The sequence below is a fragment of the Lysinibacillus sp. RU7 genome, from assembly GCF_057837305.1.
The window spans coordinates 26,552-42,104 of the sequence record NZ_JBYQFK010000019.1 but is presented as its reverse complement, the minus strand read 5'-3'; the positions used below and the strand labels follow the sequence as shown (position 1 = coordinate 42,104).

General features: G+C 35.6%; 19 protein-coding genes and 1 pseudogene. 3 read left to right on the top strand and 17 right to left on the bottom strand.

Going from position 1 to position 15,553, the window contains the following annotated elements; genetic code table 11:
* Positions 1-36: 36 nt before the first annotated feature.
* Entirely contained in the window at positions 37-792 is a 756-nt protein-coding gene (locus AC3II9_RS14295) for an SDR family NAD(P)-dependent oxidoreductase (protein WP_489156459.1), read from the bottom strand.
* 293 nt (positions 793-1,085) lie between these two features.
* Here AC3II9_RS14295 and AC3II9_RS14290 point away from each other — a divergent pair, with 293 nt between their 5' ends.
* Positions 1,086-1,406: a winged helix-turn-helix transcriptional regulator gene (locus tag AC3II9_RS14290; protein WP_489156457.1), complete on the top strand. Its 321-nt coding sequence runs from the start codon at positions 1,086-1,088 to the stop codon at positions 1,404-1,406.
* A 332-nt stretch (positions 1,407-1,738) separates the two neighbouring features.
* On the opposite strand, the gene AC3II9_RS14285 is transcribed toward AC3II9_RS14290, so the two are convergent.
* Positions 1,739-2,587 carry a pyridoxamine kinase gene (locus AC3II9_RS14285; protein ID WP_489156455.1) on the bottom strand — a complete coding sequence of 283 codons (849 nt, stop codon included), beginning with the start codon at positions 2,585-2,587 and terminating at the stop codon, positions 1,739-1,741.
* 212 nt (positions 2,588-2,799) lie between these two features.
* On the opposite strand from AC3II9_RS14285, the gene AC3II9_RS14280 reads away from it, so the two are divergent.
* Positions 2,800-3,348 carry an ECF transporter S component gene (locus AC3II9_RS14280; RefSeq protein ID WP_489156453.1) on the top strand — a complete coding sequence of 183 codons (549 nt, stop codon included), beginning with the start codon at positions 2,800-2,802 and terminating at the stop codon, positions 3,346-3,348.
* Between the two features lie 49 nt (positions 3,349-3,397).
* Here AC3II9_RS14280 and AC3II9_RS14275 read toward each other — a convergent pair whose 3' ends face one another.
* The 3 genes and pseudogenes from AC3II9_RS14275 to AC3II9_RS14265 all read right to left on the bottom strand — a co-directional run.
* Positions 3,398-3,937: a PadR family transcriptional regulator gene (locus AC3II9_RS14275; RefSeq protein ID WP_489156451.1), complete on the bottom strand. Its 540-nt coding sequence runs from the start codon at positions 3,935-3,937 to the stop codon at positions 3,398-3,400.
* Between the two features lie 66 nt (positions 3,938-4,003).
* Positions 4,004-5,164, bottom strand: a complete 1,161-nt coding sequence (locus AC3II9_RS14270) for a YhgE/Pip domain-containing protein (protein ID WP_489156450.1) — start codon at positions 5,162-5,164, stop codon at positions 4,004-4,006.
* 224 nt (positions 5,165-5,388) lie between these two features.
* Positions 5,389-5,586: pseudogene (locus tag AC3II9_RS14265) on the bottom strand (iron chaperone); the annotation flags it as partial.
* 553 nt (positions 5,587-6,139) lie between these two features.
* Here AC3II9_RS14265 and AC3II9_RS14260 point away from each other — a divergent pair.
* Positions 6,140-6,364, top strand: coding sequence for a DUF3923 family protein (locus AC3II9_RS14260; protein WP_489156448.1), 225 nt, complete (start codon positions 6,140-6,142; stop codon positions 6,362-6,364).
* Positions 6,365-6,546: 182 nt separating this feature from the next.
* On the opposite strand, the gene AC3II9_RS14255 is transcribed toward AC3II9_RS14260, so the two are convergent.
* The 12 genes from AC3II9_RS14255 to AC3II9_RS14200 all read right to left on the bottom strand — a co-directional run bounded on the left by AC3II9_RS14255 (position 6,547) and on the right by AC3II9_RS14200 (position 15,524).
* On the bottom strand, positions 6,547-7,098 hold the full coding sequence (locus AC3II9_RS14255) for a hypothetical protein (RefSeq protein ID WP_489156447.1): 552 nt from the start codon (positions 7,096-7,098) through the stop codon (positions 6,547-6,549).
* A 98-nt stretch (positions 7,099-7,196) separates the two neighbouring features.
* Positions 7,197-7,832 carry a hypothetical protein gene (locus tag AC3II9_RS14250; protein ID WP_489156445.1) on the bottom strand — a complete coding sequence of 212 codons (636 nt, stop codon included), beginning with the start codon at positions 7,830-7,832 and terminating at the stop codon, positions 7,197-7,199.
* 59 nt (positions 7,833-7,891) lie between these two features.
* Complete coding sequence (locus AC3II9_RS14245; RefSeq protein WP_489156443.1) at positions 7,892-8,632, bottom strand: hypothetical protein; 741 nt, start codon at positions 8,630-8,632, stop codon at positions 7,892-7,894.
* Positions 8,632-9,123, bottom strand: a complete 492-nt coding sequence (locus AC3II9_RS14240) for an RNA polymerase sigma factor (protein ID WP_489156441.1) — start codon at positions 9,121-9,123, stop codon at positions 8,632-8,634. The genes AC3II9_RS14245 and AC3II9_RS14240 overlap by 1 nt, the downstream gene beginning before the upstream one ends.
* Positions 9,124-9,595: 472 nt before the next feature.
* The gene (locus AC3II9_RS14235) at positions 9,596-9,994 is read right to left on the bottom strand and encodes a RidA family protein (RefSeq protein WP_489156439.1); all 399 of its coding nucleotides are present in this window, start codon (positions 9,992-9,994) and stop codon (positions 9,596-9,598) included.
* Between the two features lie 453 nt (positions 9,995-10,447).
* Positions 10,448-10,915 (bottom strand): CPBP family intramembrane glutamic endopeptidase, encoded by a 468-nt coding sequence (locus AC3II9_RS14230; protein WP_489156438.1) that lies wholly within the window; start codon positions 10,913-10,915, stop codon positions 10,448-10,450.
* 323 nt (positions 10,916-11,238) lie between these two features.
* Positions 11,239-11,997 carry an ABC transporter permease gene (locus AC3II9_RS14225; protein ID WP_489156437.1) on the bottom strand — a complete coding sequence of 253 codons (759 nt, stop codon included), beginning with the start codon at positions 11,995-11,997 and terminating at the stop codon, positions 11,239-11,241.
* Positions 11,994-12,713, bottom strand: coding sequence for an ABC transporter permease (locus AC3II9_RS14220; protein ID WP_489156436.1), 720 nt, complete (start codon positions 12,711-12,713; stop codon positions 11,994-11,996). Before AC3II9_RS14220 ends, AC3II9_RS14225 begins: the two co-directional genes overlap by 4 nt.
* A 26-nt stretch (positions 12,714-12,739) precedes the next feature.
* Positions 12,740-13,462: an ABC transporter ATP-binding protein gene (locus AC3II9_RS14215; protein WP_489156435.1), complete on the bottom strand. Its 723-nt coding sequence runs from the start codon at positions 13,460-13,462 to the stop codon at positions 12,740-12,742.
* 83 nt (positions 13,463-13,545) lie between these two features.
* Positions 13,546-14,556, bottom strand: a complete 1,011-nt coding sequence (locus AC3II9_RS14210; RefSeq protein ID WP_489156433.1) for a sensor histidine kinase — start codon at positions 14,554-14,556, stop codon at positions 13,546-13,548.
* Positions 14,553-15,230 carry a response regulator transcription factor gene (locus AC3II9_RS14205; protein WP_489156431.1) on the bottom strand — a complete coding sequence of 226 codons (678 nt, stop codon included), beginning with the start codon at positions 15,228-15,230 and terminating at the stop codon, positions 14,553-14,555. The genes AC3II9_RS14210 and AC3II9_RS14205 overlap by 4 nt, the downstream gene beginning before the upstream one ends.
* Positions 15,231-15,380: 150 nt before the next feature.
* Entirely contained in the window at positions 15,381-15,524 is a 144-nt protein-coding gene (locus AC3II9_RS14200) for a hypothetical protein (protein ID WP_489156429.1), read from the bottom strand.
* Positions 15,525-15,553: the final 29 nt, after the last annotated feature.

Below are 15,553 nucleotides of genomic sequence, written 5' to 3'. Positions count from 1 at the left end.
CATGATTTATATGATTGAAACGCAAAGCACTCATTATTAACGTAGTTTAATAGAGCCACCGTCTACCATAATTGTTTGACCTGTAATATAAGCAGAATCTTCACTTGCTAGGAATACAGCCACACGTCCGATATCTTCCTCAATTTCCCCTAATCTTCTTAGTGGAATTTTCGCTAACATACCTTGGTAGTATTCTGGGTTTTCTTCTGCCCATTGCACCATACCTGGTGATTTGGCAATTGGAGAAATGATGTTTACATTGATTCCAAATGGACCAAATTCATTTGCTGCTACACGCGTAATAGCACGAATTGCTTCTTTTGCAGCTGCATACGAACCTTGATTTACATCTCCGTTAATGCCCGCGCCAGATGCAAAATTAATAATATTTCCTTTTGTTTCTTTTAAATATGGAAGTGCCGCTTGCATTAAGTAGAATGTTGGATAGAATCCCGTATTAAACGATAAATCGAAATCGGCTTTTGTTGTTTCTGCAATAGAGCCCATTCTTGATGCATGTGCATTATTTACTAAAATATCAATCTTGCCAAATTTCTCAGCAACTTCTTTGACAATATCCCCTAATTTTTCATGCTCTGCAAGATTTGCTTGCATAAACATCGATTCAGGTTGGTATTGTTGTAATTCCTTAATTGTCTCGTTTCCAAGCTCTGCATTTAAGTCAACAATGACAACTGTTGCGCCTTCTTTCACGAAAGCAGTAGCCATCCCTTTACCAATACCACCTGCACCACCAGTGATGATTGCTACTTTCCCATTCAACTTTTTCATACTATTTTCTCCTTCACCAATACATATTTAACAACGATTATAGGCTGTAAAAATACTTGTCCTAAACCTTAATTTTATGTTGACATTATTAGGCTAACACCATAAATAGATTTATAATAACCAGGTAACTTTGCGTAACCAATAATAACTTTATAAATAGAGTGTGTCAATAATATGAACAAATTTATTTTAGTAGCTTTGAATTTACAAAATATAATGATAATATTAAAATAGTTTATTGTTATAAATAGTTAACAAAAACCTATTAATTGTATATTAAGAAGGTGTTACGATTGAACGAACTACATCAAGAGGAAGTAGTTTGCAACAAAATTGAAGTGGCTTATCAAATTATAGAAAAAAAATGGGTATGTTTAATTATCAATTCATTGATGGATATGCCAAAAAGGTTCAGTGAAATAAATTCTGTCATTCCTGACTTAAGCAAGCGAATGTTAACAGAGCGGCTGAAAGAACTCGAAGATTATGGGATTGTTATACGTAATGTTATATCTGACCGCCCGATTCGTTCTGAATATTCTTTAACTACTAAAGGACACGATTTAGGAACTGCGCTTCAAGCCGTGGAATATTGGGCTGAAAAATGGGTGTAATTTGTGGCATAAACGATAGGTAATACATTCTTCACAGATGGATTTCTCTTCATTCAAAAGACTTCTTCAAACTAATTTTTTATTGCATTTTTATTTCTTTTACCGTAATTTCCGATGATTCATTTTGTTATTTTCTCCGCGAAAACGACTAATCTCGCTCGAATTATCGGAATATTCTTTTTTTACGTTATTTTGATAAGTATTTGCTAACAACCTACATAGTAAGTGGATGAACGAGGTAAGTACCCTAGTTAAGCATAGGACAATTGTTAAATAAAAAAATAATCCCACGGAAAATTTTTTCCGTGGGATTTTATATAGATTACTTAGTTTTACAATAACATACGCAAATATTTTTCGAAGTTAATGCCTGCTTCTCTAGGACTTTGCTCCAAGGACGTGTCATGAATAGCGGCTGTCAGAAAAGTCTCTGCTAGCTGCAAACAGTCCACAAGGTCCTGCCCGCGCATCATGCTGCCCATAATGACGGATGCAAATAAGTCACCTGTGCCCGAATAGCTTTCTCCATTAAACTCCCGCTTACTATAAAAGGTTCTGTCTCCGTCCACATACATATTGCCAATAGACTGCTTCGTTGCATCGTTTGACGGTGGGTTGACACCTGTAATAATGACATGTGCCCCCGTATTGTGTTGCAATATCCGTCCAGCTTCTTCTACTGCTTGAATATAGTCCATTTCTTTTGAATAGCTATGTAATTTCTCATAGGATAATCCCGTTAATAAACAACACTCTGTAATATTGGGTGTAATGACATCTGCACGCTTCACAAGCTCTTTCATACGTTCCAGCAATTCACCCGTAAACAGTTTATACACCTCACCCATATCCCCCATGACCGGATCCACAAGTAAAGTCGTTTCTTTTGTATGAAATTGATTTAAAAACTGAAAAATATGGTCGATTTGCTCCTTACCCGTCACAAAGCCCGTATGAATGCCGTCAAAGTGGGCATTTAGTTTACTCCATTCCTCTACGAAATGGCTCATTTTAGATGTTAAATCTTCACAAAAAAAACTTGGATAACCCGTTTGTGCCGTTAATATCGCAGTTGGCAACGGACATGCTTGCACGCCCATCACCGAAAGAACTGGAAGCGCAGCTGTCAATGAGCACTTACCAAAAGATGACATATCCTGTATTACAGCGACTTTTTTCATAATATCCTCCATCCAATCGATCCAACTTACACTTTATCCATCGTACCATAAATCGAAACCGTGGAAAATCCTCGTGTCTCCAGAAGTCCTTCCGAGTGCTACGCTAACAGCCCCCAAACTGACCACATCTTTTTTTCTTAAATTGGCACTTTTATAGACATCAGTCTTTTGCTAAAGTTGTCGGTATATTCTAAATAGCAAGGAAGATAGATATGCAAAATACACAAACTTATTCGAAACCGCGTCAGAAAACGTTTGATTTAGTCATTACAGCGATGTTAGCTACACTTGTATTCGTGTCGACAGTTTATTTAAATATTAAGCTACCCATTTTATCAAAAGGTGGTTTAGTACATTTAGGCACAGCAATGCTTTTTATTGCCTCTATTTTATTTGGTCCGAAAAAAGGTGCTTTAGCTGGTGCAATTGGCATGGGATTATTTGATATCGTCGGAGGTTGGATGATCTGGGCACCGATTACGATTGTAGCGCGTGCTTTACAAGGCTTCATCGTTGGTAAAATTGCTTGGTCAAAAGGACACAAAGGTGACAATATCGCATTAAATGTGCTCGCAATGATCGTGTCCATTCCTGTGATGATTGCCGTTTATTACATCGGTGAAGGCATTCTATACAATAACTGGGTTGCCCCATTAGCTTCAATTCCTGGTGACCTTACACAAAACGTATTAGGCATTATCATTGCCATTCCTGTTTGTATCATATTGAAAAAAACACCTTATTTTAAAAAGAATTTTTAATCATAGTTAAAAAGAAAAGGCTATTTACAATGTGCAAATAGCCTTTTCCCTATATTTCCTCTTTTCGAATATGCTCAATCAATCGCTCGAAATACTGGATAGAGCTATCAATTCGATAATGGGCATAATCGCTCACAAAGTCTGCTAATACTTCTTGCCCTGGTTCCACAAAATGTTTCCCCTCAAATTGAGCCATCCTCTCCCAAGTTGTTTTGATGCCGTCTACCTTTTTTTCTAATATCCGAATGACTTTATCGCGGTCGACATATTTCATATTGGCTAAACCAATAATCATATCACCAATGGAATTGGCATTTTCAAATAGTTTATATATCTTCTTCGGTAAAGCTTCTCGACCTTTTTCAGTAATGGCAAATACTTGTTTGTCTGGTCGGTGTTCTTCTTTAATCACTTCTTTTGTCTCAATGAACCCTTGCTTCGCTAACGATTCAAAATGGTAGTATAACTTACTTTCCGTCAAACCATTGATTGTATCAAGAGGCTGTAATTCTGCGATTTGTTTTTTCAATTTATAAGGATAATTATCTTCTTCCATCAGCTTTGTTAAAATGAAAATTTGAATTGCCATTGTTTCAGCTCCTTAGGCAAATAATAGTTCTATTCTATCAAAACTACGTATTTACTTCAGCCGAAATTACACTTTTGCCAATTCTGTTGTATGTGCTACTTCCAGTGGCTTATGGAAAATCCACACAATCACACCGTTAATAAGCATCGCTACTACACCAACAATTGCTAACCCGACTATATAAGGACTAGCACTTGTACTACCAAAAATACTTGCAAAGTAAGCTTGCACAGAATAATACATCGGCGTAATATGACTTGCCCATTCATACGGCGCATACATCATCTCACGGGGAATCGTTGCACCATTCGCAAGCGTTTGCACTAATAAAATCGGGATATTGAGTAGCATCCCTGCCTCTCCCATTAAAAATACGACGATCGCTGTGAAGTTAAAGCATACCCAATAATTCAGGATTTGTTGTCCCCAAATTGGGAAGAATACATCGCCGCTTAAATCATTGATACCAAATGCGATTCCTGCTGAAGCTATACCAGCAATCACCCCAACAAAAATTGCCGTTAACTGTACATAAATAAATAAACGTGTTTTCGTCGCTTTTCCGCGATTTGCTTTAAATGCACCTACTAATTGCATCGCTGCAATCATCGCCCCTACATATAAAGACATCGTTAAGAACATTGGTAACATATTGTTGTGCATCCCGTCTGGCATATCATTGATTGTCACAACATTGCCTACATAGCTGTTTTCAATCAGCTCCGTCATTTCTTTTGCTTGCGCTTCAGGTACATTCAAGTTCATTAAAATACCTTGTGCTGTTTGCTGCGAGAATTGTGTACTTAATTGCGCATTAATTTGGGCAATCACTTGTGTCATCGAAGAGGATACGACTGTGGCACCTGCTTCATTCAGCGTAAAGTCAATACTTGATGATACATCACGATTTTGTAAATCAGCTGAAAACGTTTCTGGAATATGAATCACTAACGCTAATTCGTTATCTTCTAGCTCTTCTAACGCAGCTTTATTCGAAAGATCTGTCTTTATTTCTTCAAATGGCAGTTGTTCTTCTAAGCTCTCTACAATTTGCGCCCCGACTTCCCCTGCATCATCATTAATAATAGCAATCGGTAACTGATCGATATTCCCAGGGATAGCTGTGTACCCTGGCAAAAAGATACCTAACATACAGACTGTATAAAAAACCCCCATAAATAAAGCAGCCGTGGCACCTTTACTCTTCAAAAACTCTGTAAATCTCATTTATTTAACCCCTTCTAAGTAGTTTGTATTTTAATTTAAATAGTTTAATTAAAGTACTTTGATTTTAACATGTTAGATATTCTATTAGATTAACTTTTTAATTGCAAATCAAAGAGTTAACAAGACCTATTTTCTTTTTATTTTTTGTCCAAATTATGAAATGAGGGAGGGGGACTCATAAAATAACGCCATACCTCACTTTAGGAGATACGACGTTATTAGACTTATATACGATTGGAAAGGATAGTGAAACAGTCTGCCTTAGCAAAAATATTAAACTCAGTCATTATCTTAAGTAAGGAGAAACCAACCGTAATATCCCACTTCATCCGTACCAGCTGCTTCGTTTGATCATAACCAGCTTGCACAATTTCATCAGAAAAATGATCAATCCCTGCCTTTTCAGGGACAACCGCCAAATGTTATTCGCTCCTACATAAAATAATAAAGTAGCAAACAAATCACCCAACTTGTTTGCATTTCGGCTAAAAAATGAACGTTTTCATTCAAAATAAGGCACTCTACTAACTATTGTTCTGATAAAAAAGAGAGAAATTTACTAAAGAGAGGGCTTATGTGGAGGGCAAAAAAAGAGCCTTTTGGAACTAAAAACGAAAATAATCGAGCTTTTTTAGAAAAATACATCTTCATCTAAAGTGGTTGATACATGCCTTTATGACGTGGCCATCCATAAAAAACAATAAAAACAAATGATAACTTACGATTTTTTTATAAAAAAACCAGATGTTCCCTTTAAAAAATGACCAAACCGCCATTAATCGATTTTGAGATACAACTTAACTGAGGATAAGTGCCATTTAGGTAAATAGATGCAATTTAACACTTATTTAAAATTAAGTTGTATATCGATTTCGCTATTTGACACTATGCGCTGTTTTAAAATACCAATATTTTGAAACCATTCAAACACCTTATCGTAAATATATTTAATGATACTTTAAGGGAGGTGGAATCATGATGAAATTATGGTGGGCAACAAGTTTGTTATGGTTAGTATTGTTTGGTGCTGCGGCAATGTTTATTGCTATGAGGAAGGTAGACGGTGCTGGATTAGAGCAAACCCCTGAATTAAGGTTAGTTGCATTTATAGTATTAGGCGTGGCTTTTGTTTTTATTTTATTATGCCAATTAGTATTTCTCTATTTTGCTAGAAAAAGAAAATCGGTTTCAACTCATTAAAATAAAATGCCCTCCAGTCATTAGAAACAGTCTAACAATTGGAGGATTATTTTTTTCAAAAGTTACTGTTAATTCATAATAACGTTTGATTAAAACGTTAACTTAATAAGGAACGGAACTTACAAATTCGGTTTAATATATTCTCCTGTTGCAGCATTAAAGCCCGCAGCTTTCATTTCTATCTAGTCACTATTCCAGCCTATCACTAGTATGAGGCTCATATTTCTCTCTGTGTCTTTTATAAGCCTAAAATTATAACCTTTCGCCCAGTCTTTCCCGGGATAAATACCACCTATTTTCAGTGCTTTTTCTAGTAATTCTGGTGAATCATACGTAATATCTTCCATTTGTATAAACTCTTTTTTGGGGTAAGGAGAAGAACCATTCCTCGTTAAATCACTTGTATGGTCTATTTCCCCCTCATGAATGGTTACTAAAAAAGCCTTATTAGTATCTGGTACGCCAAATAAAATGTTCCAATATTTTCTTTTGCCGTTGCTGCCAATGGACTTCCCCGGCGGATCTAAATCTATATTTATTGCCTGCAACAATTGAGCCTTTTCATTCCATTTCAATGCAGACGGATATGCTAATTCAATCGCTTGCTTTATAGATAATTCTTGTTCATCAACCTCAAAAGTCTCTTCAGTGGATTGTGATGCATGAGCAGATATTTTCTCAATATCACCAACTCCAATTAACAAAAGCAAGATAATAACAACTATTTTTTTCATTTCCTGGCTCCCTTTTTAGGGGTATTGTTTCCAACCCTTATTCACTTATTCAGCGTCGCTAGTTGGAGAAAAGACATGAGCCGTCTAAACCAAACAGCTCAATAATCAATAGAATTTGCTAGCTGAACAAGTATTTCGGGTGTTACTTTATCAGACACATCTCTATCAATACTAAACACATATTGCCAATCATCTCTTTCGAAGACTAACAAATTAAAACCAATTCTCGGGTTTTCAATATACGTTGCATCATTTCCATTTTCCAGCTTCAAGACATTTGATATATACTTTTCAAATGTGATTTTATACCGAATCGGCCGTACATCAATTTTAAAATGGTTTTGAGGTAATTGCTCACTTATCATTTTTACTTCAAAATAATCGTTCATATCGCCATCTATATTATTGAACCTTCCGAGATGATGGGTAAAACTGATTGGTGGGACTCTAAGCGGTAGCTTAAGTTCTCGTTTAAAATGTTGCTCAACATCTTTTAATGCGGATTCTATTGTTTTGTATCCTATTTCAGGAAGAAATTCCTCTAAAGGTTGAGGAGAATTGCTTGAATTTGCATATGCTGTTTCATTATTGGTTCCAACAAGTAAGACACTTAATAATAACAATGTAAGAGGAATACTTTTGGTCAATTCCATCGCTCCTATATCATATTTACGTATATTTTCGTCAAATACATTAAAACTATCCTTGAGAAAACAAGCTTCAATAAAGATCAAGTAAAAAACTCAATCCATTTACAACGGATTGAGTTCAGTGTTTGAAATACCCTCATAATTTATTTAAGCGCTAATGAAATAGAATTTGCTTCTTGCGTTACAACAATATTTTGTTGTTCAGAGCTTCCATCTGTATATTTTACAATTGCGTTGATTATAACGTCATCCTCTACTACCCAATCATCATGAGGAAGTCCAAGTGTATATTCATATTTATCCTGTTCATGATACTTAACTGTGTAGGTATTCCCGATTTCCTTTATACCTTGATATATATCTGAATCTGGCTCACCAGAAATAATAAATATCTTTTCTGATAATAACCAATCCATATCTTCTTTCTCTTTAGCTGTAAGTGTAACCTCTTCTACAAACATCCCTTTGTTTATGGTATAAGTGATTGAGTCGATCTCTTTTCCAGTTAGCTTTAGCAAAACATTTGTAAAAATTAAATTAAGTCCGGCTCCCCCTACACCTTTTGTTCCTTCTTCAGTTGATAATTCAAAAGTAGCTTTTTCTGATGAAAGATTTGTATTAAGCTGATGATTATCATTACTGTCTGCATATGCTGTGATTGTAAAATTTGCACCTTTTGGGTCTCCATTCATATTGAAAAATGGAATGCTTATCATTATTGCTAATAACATTCCAAATGCACATGCTACAGAAATCCACTTTTTTAAATTTAATTGTCCCGATTTTTCCTTTTCTATAATACTGCAATTCTGTTTCACACGATTTTTCATCGTTTTTGACATTTCAATCGAATTAACAGCCTGCTTAACCTTATCAAAGTCCATCATTCATTCTCCTTTCGATATCTTTCTCGAATAAGCTCTCTTCCACGTTGTAATCGCTTTTTTACTGCTGACGTAGTAATGTTAAGTATTTTTGCTATTTCATCTACTTTATAGCCTTCTACATAATGAAGTAATAATACAATCTTATGTTTATTGGGCAATTTCATAAGATTATCGAGCAAACCATAGTTTTCTTCATCCTTACAATATAGTTGCAAATCATTGATATCCATATGCTTACGAATAATATTGTACCTTCTCATATTCTTGCAGCGATTAGCGGTAATAGTAATCAACCATGCTTTCTCATGTTCTACATCGTAAAAATTCGGGGATTTAGTTAAATATTTAATGAAAGTGTCTTGTACAGCATCCTCCGCATCATGCTCGTTGCATAGCATAACAAGACATAATCTAAATAGCATATTGCCATATGTATCAACAATTCTCTCTATATCTAGTTCAGTCGACCAAACTGATTGTTGCAACACCTATCAACTCCTTTCACTTATAACACACCTGAAGCGACCATTTGGTGAGTTTATATATAAAATAATTTTACGAAAGTGTCTTACACTAAGACTGATTCGTGCTTAGTTAACAAAAATGAACAGAACCCCGAATAGCAGACACTTAAAAAAGTGCCCTATTCAGGGTTCAGTTCAGAATAACTAAAGAGGCAATTTTCATCAATATTTTTTACAAAGCGACACTTTTGTTGGTTTGGAATAAAGTTTGATTAAAACGTGCTCTTCTCCATTATTTAATAACAAATAGAAAAACTCCATTTTGAAAAAAGATCGATTCTTTTCTTGTGAATCAGTATACATTTTTATGAAAAGTGTGATTATTTTCTACCCTCTTCCACAATCAAGCCTGATTGCTTAAAATAGGCTCATATTAAAAACCATGGAATCATCTGGTTTTAGATGCTCCATGGTTTTGATGAAGTGTGTTTGAACTTTATACTTTAGCTGCCCAAATTTCTATTTCAATTTTTATCTCAGGTAAGCCTAACTCAGCAATATATCCAATCGTCATTGCCGGATAATCATTACTAAATAATTGTTCCCACTCTGAATCTAAGAACTCCCAATCTATTTGCTCAGTAGCCCATATGTTCACTTTTATAATATTTTCAGCACTTAACCCTTCAGATTCCATCACTGTTTTTATATTGATAAACGTATTACTTACTTGTTCATTCATAGTTTGTGGAAATTGTCCATTTCGATCTACACCGATTTGGCCTGATGTCACATATAACTCTGCATTCCTTGGAATTTTTGTAATATGTGTGTAATTGCCAACTGGTGCAGGCATACTTGTTGGGTTTTTTCTTGTGATTTTTTCGTTTTCCATTTATTTACCTCGCTACTTAAAAGATTTTTCTGCAGTTTTGCCTAGAAAGTCAAATTTAGACACACTTCACCCTTGAAAAGACTTCTAGAAAAAAACAGCAGTGGAGTATCCATATCCGTAAGATAAAAACTTAAGTAATTTTTTCTTCATGGGTGAACACCCTTCTCTCTTAAAATGACAAGATTTTTGATAATTATCATTTTATAGGAAATATTTTCTTTATGCAATTTAAGTATTAATATAAGATTTATTCCGCTTCAGATGTTCTTCTTCTTTTGGACATAAAAACACCCCTTTAGACAAAAAAATCTAAAGGGGTAAAACGGTACAACTTTTTTATAAACAGTTAATCTTTTTTCAAAACGGTTAAACTTTATTTCAAACACACGATTTTCTGTAGATTTAAAATAAAATTTGATCATTTTCTAAAGTGTTGCTTCACAATTGCGCCCATTAGTAGAACAATGACACTAATAAATTATACAAAGAATGAATAATAATTACTGACCAAAGTGAGTTACTTTTCTTATATATAAATCCAAATAGAATACCCAATACAAAAACTGTTAATATGGAACCTAGAATATATGGGAATTCAAACAGACCTTTATAAAACCAAATAGGAAAATGAATCGATACAAAGAGTAAGGCTGTAATTATATTTGCTATCCAGAACTTATAAGAATCCATTAATTTTCTTAATAAAAAACCTCTAAAGACAATTTCCTCAGTAATTCCAACTAACAGAATTGTATTAAGCCACTCATTAAACCCTATTTGAAAATCAATATCATTTTTTAAAACAGTTAGATTAAAAATTAAATAGAATATGAAAACCAAAGACACCCAACCTACCCATTTTAATCCCTTTTTAAAGTTATGACGTAATCCTAAATAGGATAACGGAATACCTTTTTCCATAATTTAACTAAAAATATTACAGGAAAGACCCAAATGACTATTTTAATAATGGCTGATGTTATAGCTCTTGGAATAGAATCCATCATATCTAAATATTGGACTAACCATAATTCTCTGATGCACCACAGAACATGAAGTATTATGAAATATAACCAAATATCGCTTTTATTTGTTCTTAATAAGATCAGAAACTCCCCTTTCTTATGCAACAATCTGGCCCGTTAATTGAACAAGTAAATCAAAGTTTTCAAACAACTTCATTGTAAATGTTAAACAACTATATTTATAATTTCATTATTTTGTATAAATGGTGAAACCTAAACTTAGGCATCTCGTTTACGGTAAAATACAATAGCTACTGTAATAAAGATTAGTGTCCATAACATTGAAACACCTGTCCCTTGCATTGGTGTAAGGACATTTATTTCATCAGAGGAAGGCGGCATATACATATAATATCCTGCCGTATCCGGAAAATAATTTTTAATACTAGGTATGTAATCTCTCAATAATGGACTGACAATGAAATAATGACCAAGCAGTACCACTAAAGCAGGAGTGGTTCGTCTGAATAGAATACCTATAGCTGCACTGAGAAGGGTGGTTAATGTTAGATAGCCGGTTGCACCTACTAAAGTTTTTATCATAGCGTCTATTTCAATCACTAATGCTGTGTCTCTCATCATAATAAAAGCATATAGTACACCTGATGCAGCAATAATAAACGCCATAGGAATGGTTACAATTGCCAAAGCTAAATGCTTCGTGGATAGTTGAAACCCTCGCCAAGGGATCGTAGTTAAAGTAGTTCGAATCTGTCCACCCGTATACTCTGAACAAGTAGCTAAGATACCTAGAATAACGAACCCTGCTTGAAGATATCGCATAGAAGCAAGTCCTATTTCCAGTATACTTTGCGTTCCTGCTGCCCCTTGTAGACCAGCAGAAGTAAAAGCTGCTACTAAAACTAAATTTAGAATGAGTGTCCCCATAAGAGTGAGCCATACCAATGGTAATGTAACTATTTTTTCCAGTTCAGCACCAAGGATTAGTGTTATCTTTCTACTAGAAGAGACACTCATGATGCAACGTCCCTCCTAAGGAATACTATTGCTGCGACAATGAAAAGAACAGCTACCCAAGCAAACATTATTAAACCACCTGTGAATGGGGTGTGAAATCTGTCGTCAGTAAACATAAACATATTAAGGCCAGCTATATCTGGTAAGTAAAACCCTAATTTTGTAACCTTAGTAAGGAGGTAAGAGACTGTCACAACAGATGAATTTATCATGAGCACAGTAAGCGGGATAATGCCATTCTTAGTTAGAACCGTAATCCCAAATGCTAAAAGAGCAGTAAATATCCAGTAACAAACCGCGCCGATCAGTCTAGATGCTTCAAATGCAGGGGCGTATTCACCAAGAATAAGATTTGTTGCTGACACAGTTGTTAGAATAGCAACAATGGAAAGCAGTATGCTGATCACTGTCACTGCACTTGCTTTTGCCAGCAAAAAGTGGAAACGGGATGAAACAACGGTTAAACTCGTTGTAATCTGATTCCCTCCACCAGATTCACTGCTCTCTGTCAAATACTCACTGCTGACAGCAAGCACACCAAGAATAATGACACCTTGCACACCAAGACCTAAACCAATATAGCCAACTTCCGATAGACGTGTGCTAGCTCCAGCTATAATGTTCTCTTTTTGTGCTGTACTGTCCAAGGCAGCAATGACCGCTGGGGCAAATGCTCCAATAAGAAAGGCAAGCCAAATACCCGGCAGGGAGAACAATTTAGATAGTTCCGCGTTAAATACTCTCATACAACATCACCTGCATTTTCAGATGTCAGGGCAAAAAAGGCTTCCTCCAGCGTGGAATGATTACCTATTACTTCTTTCAATGTTCCATTTGCAACGATTTTTCCATGATTAATAATCACCACATCATCAACAGTCTCTTCAAGCTCTCCCATTAGATGACTGGATAGTAACACCGTGTTTCCAGACTCAGCGCGTTCACGTAAAAATGTCCGAATCCAACGAATTCCTTCTGGGTCGAGCCCGTTTACAGGTTCATCTAAAATCAATATTTTTGGATCACCAAGTAGTGCAGCTGCCATTCCAAGTCTTCTCCCCATGCCCAAGGAATAATGACCAATTCTTTTACCAGCTACATTCGTAAGACCTACTATTTCTAGAACTTCCTCGACACGTGAGCGAGATAATCCTGAGGCACGAGCAATCCAGCGCAAATGTGCACGTCCTGTTCGCATACGATGAGCTCCAAATCCATCAAGTGCGGCACCTACTGTTGCTAGAGGATTATGTAATTCTGCGAATGGCTTTCCATTAATTAGTGCACTCCCTGAGGTGGCACGATCTAATCCAAGCAGGATGCGAAGTGTAGAACTTTTACCTGCTCCATTGGGACCTAAAAAACCAGTTACTCTACCTGGTCTAGCTTTAAAACTGATACCTGATAAGATTTCTTGAGTTCCGCGATGTTTGACTAAGTTATTAATCGTAAGCAACCACAACACTCCCTTTCTGTTATGGTTCTAATTATAAAAAAGCAAAGTTAAATCTCGGTTATCTTGCTGTTTACTTCTGGGTTAACTTTAGGTTAAGCTCTACCAATAGCTACTCTTGTACCATTTTCATTTGATATAAAGTCAGCTTTCAACTTCATTTTTTTCAACATATAATTTGAAGCCGATAAACCAATACCCGCCCCACCCTCATAGGAAGAGTTATCCATACCTGGACCTCTGTCTGCAACAATGATCAGTTCTTTTTCTACATCAACCACAATGTTTGTATATTTACCCTCTGCCGCATGGCGAAGAATATTCTGAAATAAATTATCTAGAACTCGTGTCATCCATTTAGGATCTGCTTCCCAATAAAAAGTCTTCTCTGTTGGTAAATCAACATCTAACTGAATTTCTTTTTCTTCAAATGCAGGATACCACTCAGCGACAGATGCTCTTACTAATCGGACAATATCTGTTGAAGTAGGGTGAAAAGGGTGTTTCCCTGATGTAAGCACTGTATAGGAAAGTAAATCATCCATTAGATCTCCGACTCTTGTAATCGTATGGTTCATCTCTGCTAATGAGTCTTGCCCTTCAAAACTCATTGATTCTTTATTTAATCTGGTGATATGTCCTCTCAAAATGGTAAGTGGCGTTCGTAAGTCGTGAGATAAATTCGCAATGAGTCGATGGCGTAATAACTCCTCTTCATATTCTCGCTTGCGACTATCTTCAAGCTGCTGAATCATCCAATTAAAAGAACTTCCTAACTGGTCTATTTCATCCATACGATCCGTTTGAACAGATATTGGTTTTGGAAATGAATTATCATTAGCTGAAAATGACATGACTTCCTGTAAGCGGGTGAGACGTTTACGAAGTCTCAAGAAGAACAGCCAAGATATTACAACAAATGCGACAATAATAAAACCAAACAAAAGTACGGTAAAGTAAAACAGATTTAACGTATTCAGATTTTCTTCCTTGGTACCAGAAAAATCACCAACCGGAACGATGGTAGAAAGCAGAATTAGAGGTAAAAAGATAAATAGAAAATGTCCAATTAGAAAACGGCGAAATAAGGATCTATTCTGTTTCATAGTTTCACCCGATAGCCTATTCCCTTCAACGTTTCAATAATCTCCGGGGAATTTGGATATCGCTCCAATTTTTGACGAAGTCGACTGATATGCACCATTAATGTTTTATCACCAGGTATGTAAATTTCGTTCCAAATCGCTTCATAAATTTGTTCTTTTGGTAACACTTGATTAGGGTGACTTAAAAAATACATTAAAATTTGATGTTGTTTCCCTGTCAATATTATTTCTTCTCCTGTGTGCTTGTCACATACCATTTTAGATTTTGGATCTACTTCAATATGATTTCCTAATACAATTCGTTTGAAATCTATACCACCGTTTCGACGGATCAATACTTCTAATCTAGCTACTAATTCATCCGTATGGAATGGTTTCGTTAAATAGTCATCAGCAAATTGTAAACCATCGACCTTATCATGTATTGATGTTCTAGCAGATAACAGTAATATTGGAACAGCAGGAGCTACCTTTTTTAATCGTTTTCCCACAGTAAATCCGTCTAAACCGGGTAACATGATATCCAGGATAACTATTTCATGCTGCTTTACTTCTTTTTCGGCTCCTTCGCCAGAAAGCAGCCACTGAACTGAAAATCCTCGATGTTCCAATTCTCCTTTTACCCAACTGCCTATATCCTCATTATCTTCAATATATAACACGCTTCTTTTCAAGTAACATACACCTCTCTAAATTTCAAAACTTTTTATATAATTTTAATTTTATCAGAAACTCCTCCTCTTCTTCCTCAATATTCCTGAACATTAATGATTAATTTCCAAAAAAAGTTAGGTCCTTATTAAATCCTTTCTATTAGTTATATATCAGATATATTTATCTTTCTTGAAGTAAAGCACCAGCAGTGGAAGAATGTGCCCTGTGATTGGTGTCCCTAGTGGAGATGACATGTCTTCCTCTTCCTTCTCAATCTTTTGTGTTTGCTCCATATTCATTTTTCCGTCTTCCAAGACACTAGCCTACCCTCCCTCTGTGGCGA

What these genes read in the sequence shown, in the direction of transcription:
- AC3II9_RS14295 (WP_489156459.1), bottom strand. Translation starts at nt 792, where the DNA reads ATGAAAAAGTTGAATGGGAAAGTAGCAATCATCACTGGTGGTGCAGGT.
- AC3II9_RS14285 (WP_489156455.1), bottom strand. Translation starts at nt 2,587, where the DNA reads ATGAAAAAAGTCGCTGTAATACAGGATATGTCATCTTTTGGTAAGTGC.
- AC3II9_RS14280 (WP_489156453.1), top strand. Translation starts at nt 2,800, where the DNA reads ATGCAAAATACACAAACTTATTCGAAACCGCGTCAGAAAACGTTTGAT.
- AC3II9_RS14275 (WP_489156451.1), bottom strand. Translation starts at nt 3,937, where the DNA reads ATGGCAATTCAAATTTTCATTTTAACAAAGCTGATGGAAGAAGATAAT.
- AC3II9_RS14270 (WP_489156450.1), bottom strand. Translation starts at nt 5,164, where the DNA reads ATGAGATTTACAGAGTTTTTGAAGAGTAAAGGTGCCACGGCTGCTTTA.
- AC3II9_RS14260 (WP_489156448.1), top strand. Translation starts at nt 6,140, where the DNA reads ATGATGAAATTATGGTGGGCAACAAGTTTGTTATGGTTAGTATTGTTT.
- AC3II9_RS14255 (WP_489156447.1), bottom strand. Translation starts at nt 7,098, where the DNA reads ATGAAAAAAATAGTTGTTATTATCTTGCTTTTGTTAATTGGAGTTGGT.
- AC3II9_RS14245 (WP_489156443.1), bottom strand. Translation starts at nt 8,632, where the DNA reads ATGGACTTTGATAAGGTTAAGCAGGCTGTTAATTCGATTGAAATGTCA.
- AC3II9_RS14235 (WP_489156439.1), bottom strand. Translation starts at nt 9,994, where the DNA reads ATGGAAAACGAAAAAATCACAAGAAAAAACCCAACAAGTATGCCTGCA.
- AC3II9_RS14230 (WP_489156438.1), bottom strand. Translation starts at nt 10,915, where the DNA reads ATGGAAAAAGGTATTCCGTTATCCTATTTAGGATTACGTCATAACTTT.
- AC3II9_RS14225 (WP_489156437.1), bottom strand. Translation starts at nt 11,997, where the DNA reads ATGAGTGTCTCTTCTAGTAGAAAGATAACACTAATCCTTGGTGCTGAA.
- AC3II9_RS14210 (WP_489156433.1), bottom strand. Translation starts at nt 14,556, where the DNA reads ATGAAACAGAATAGATCCTTATTTCGCCGTTTTCTAATTGGACATTTT.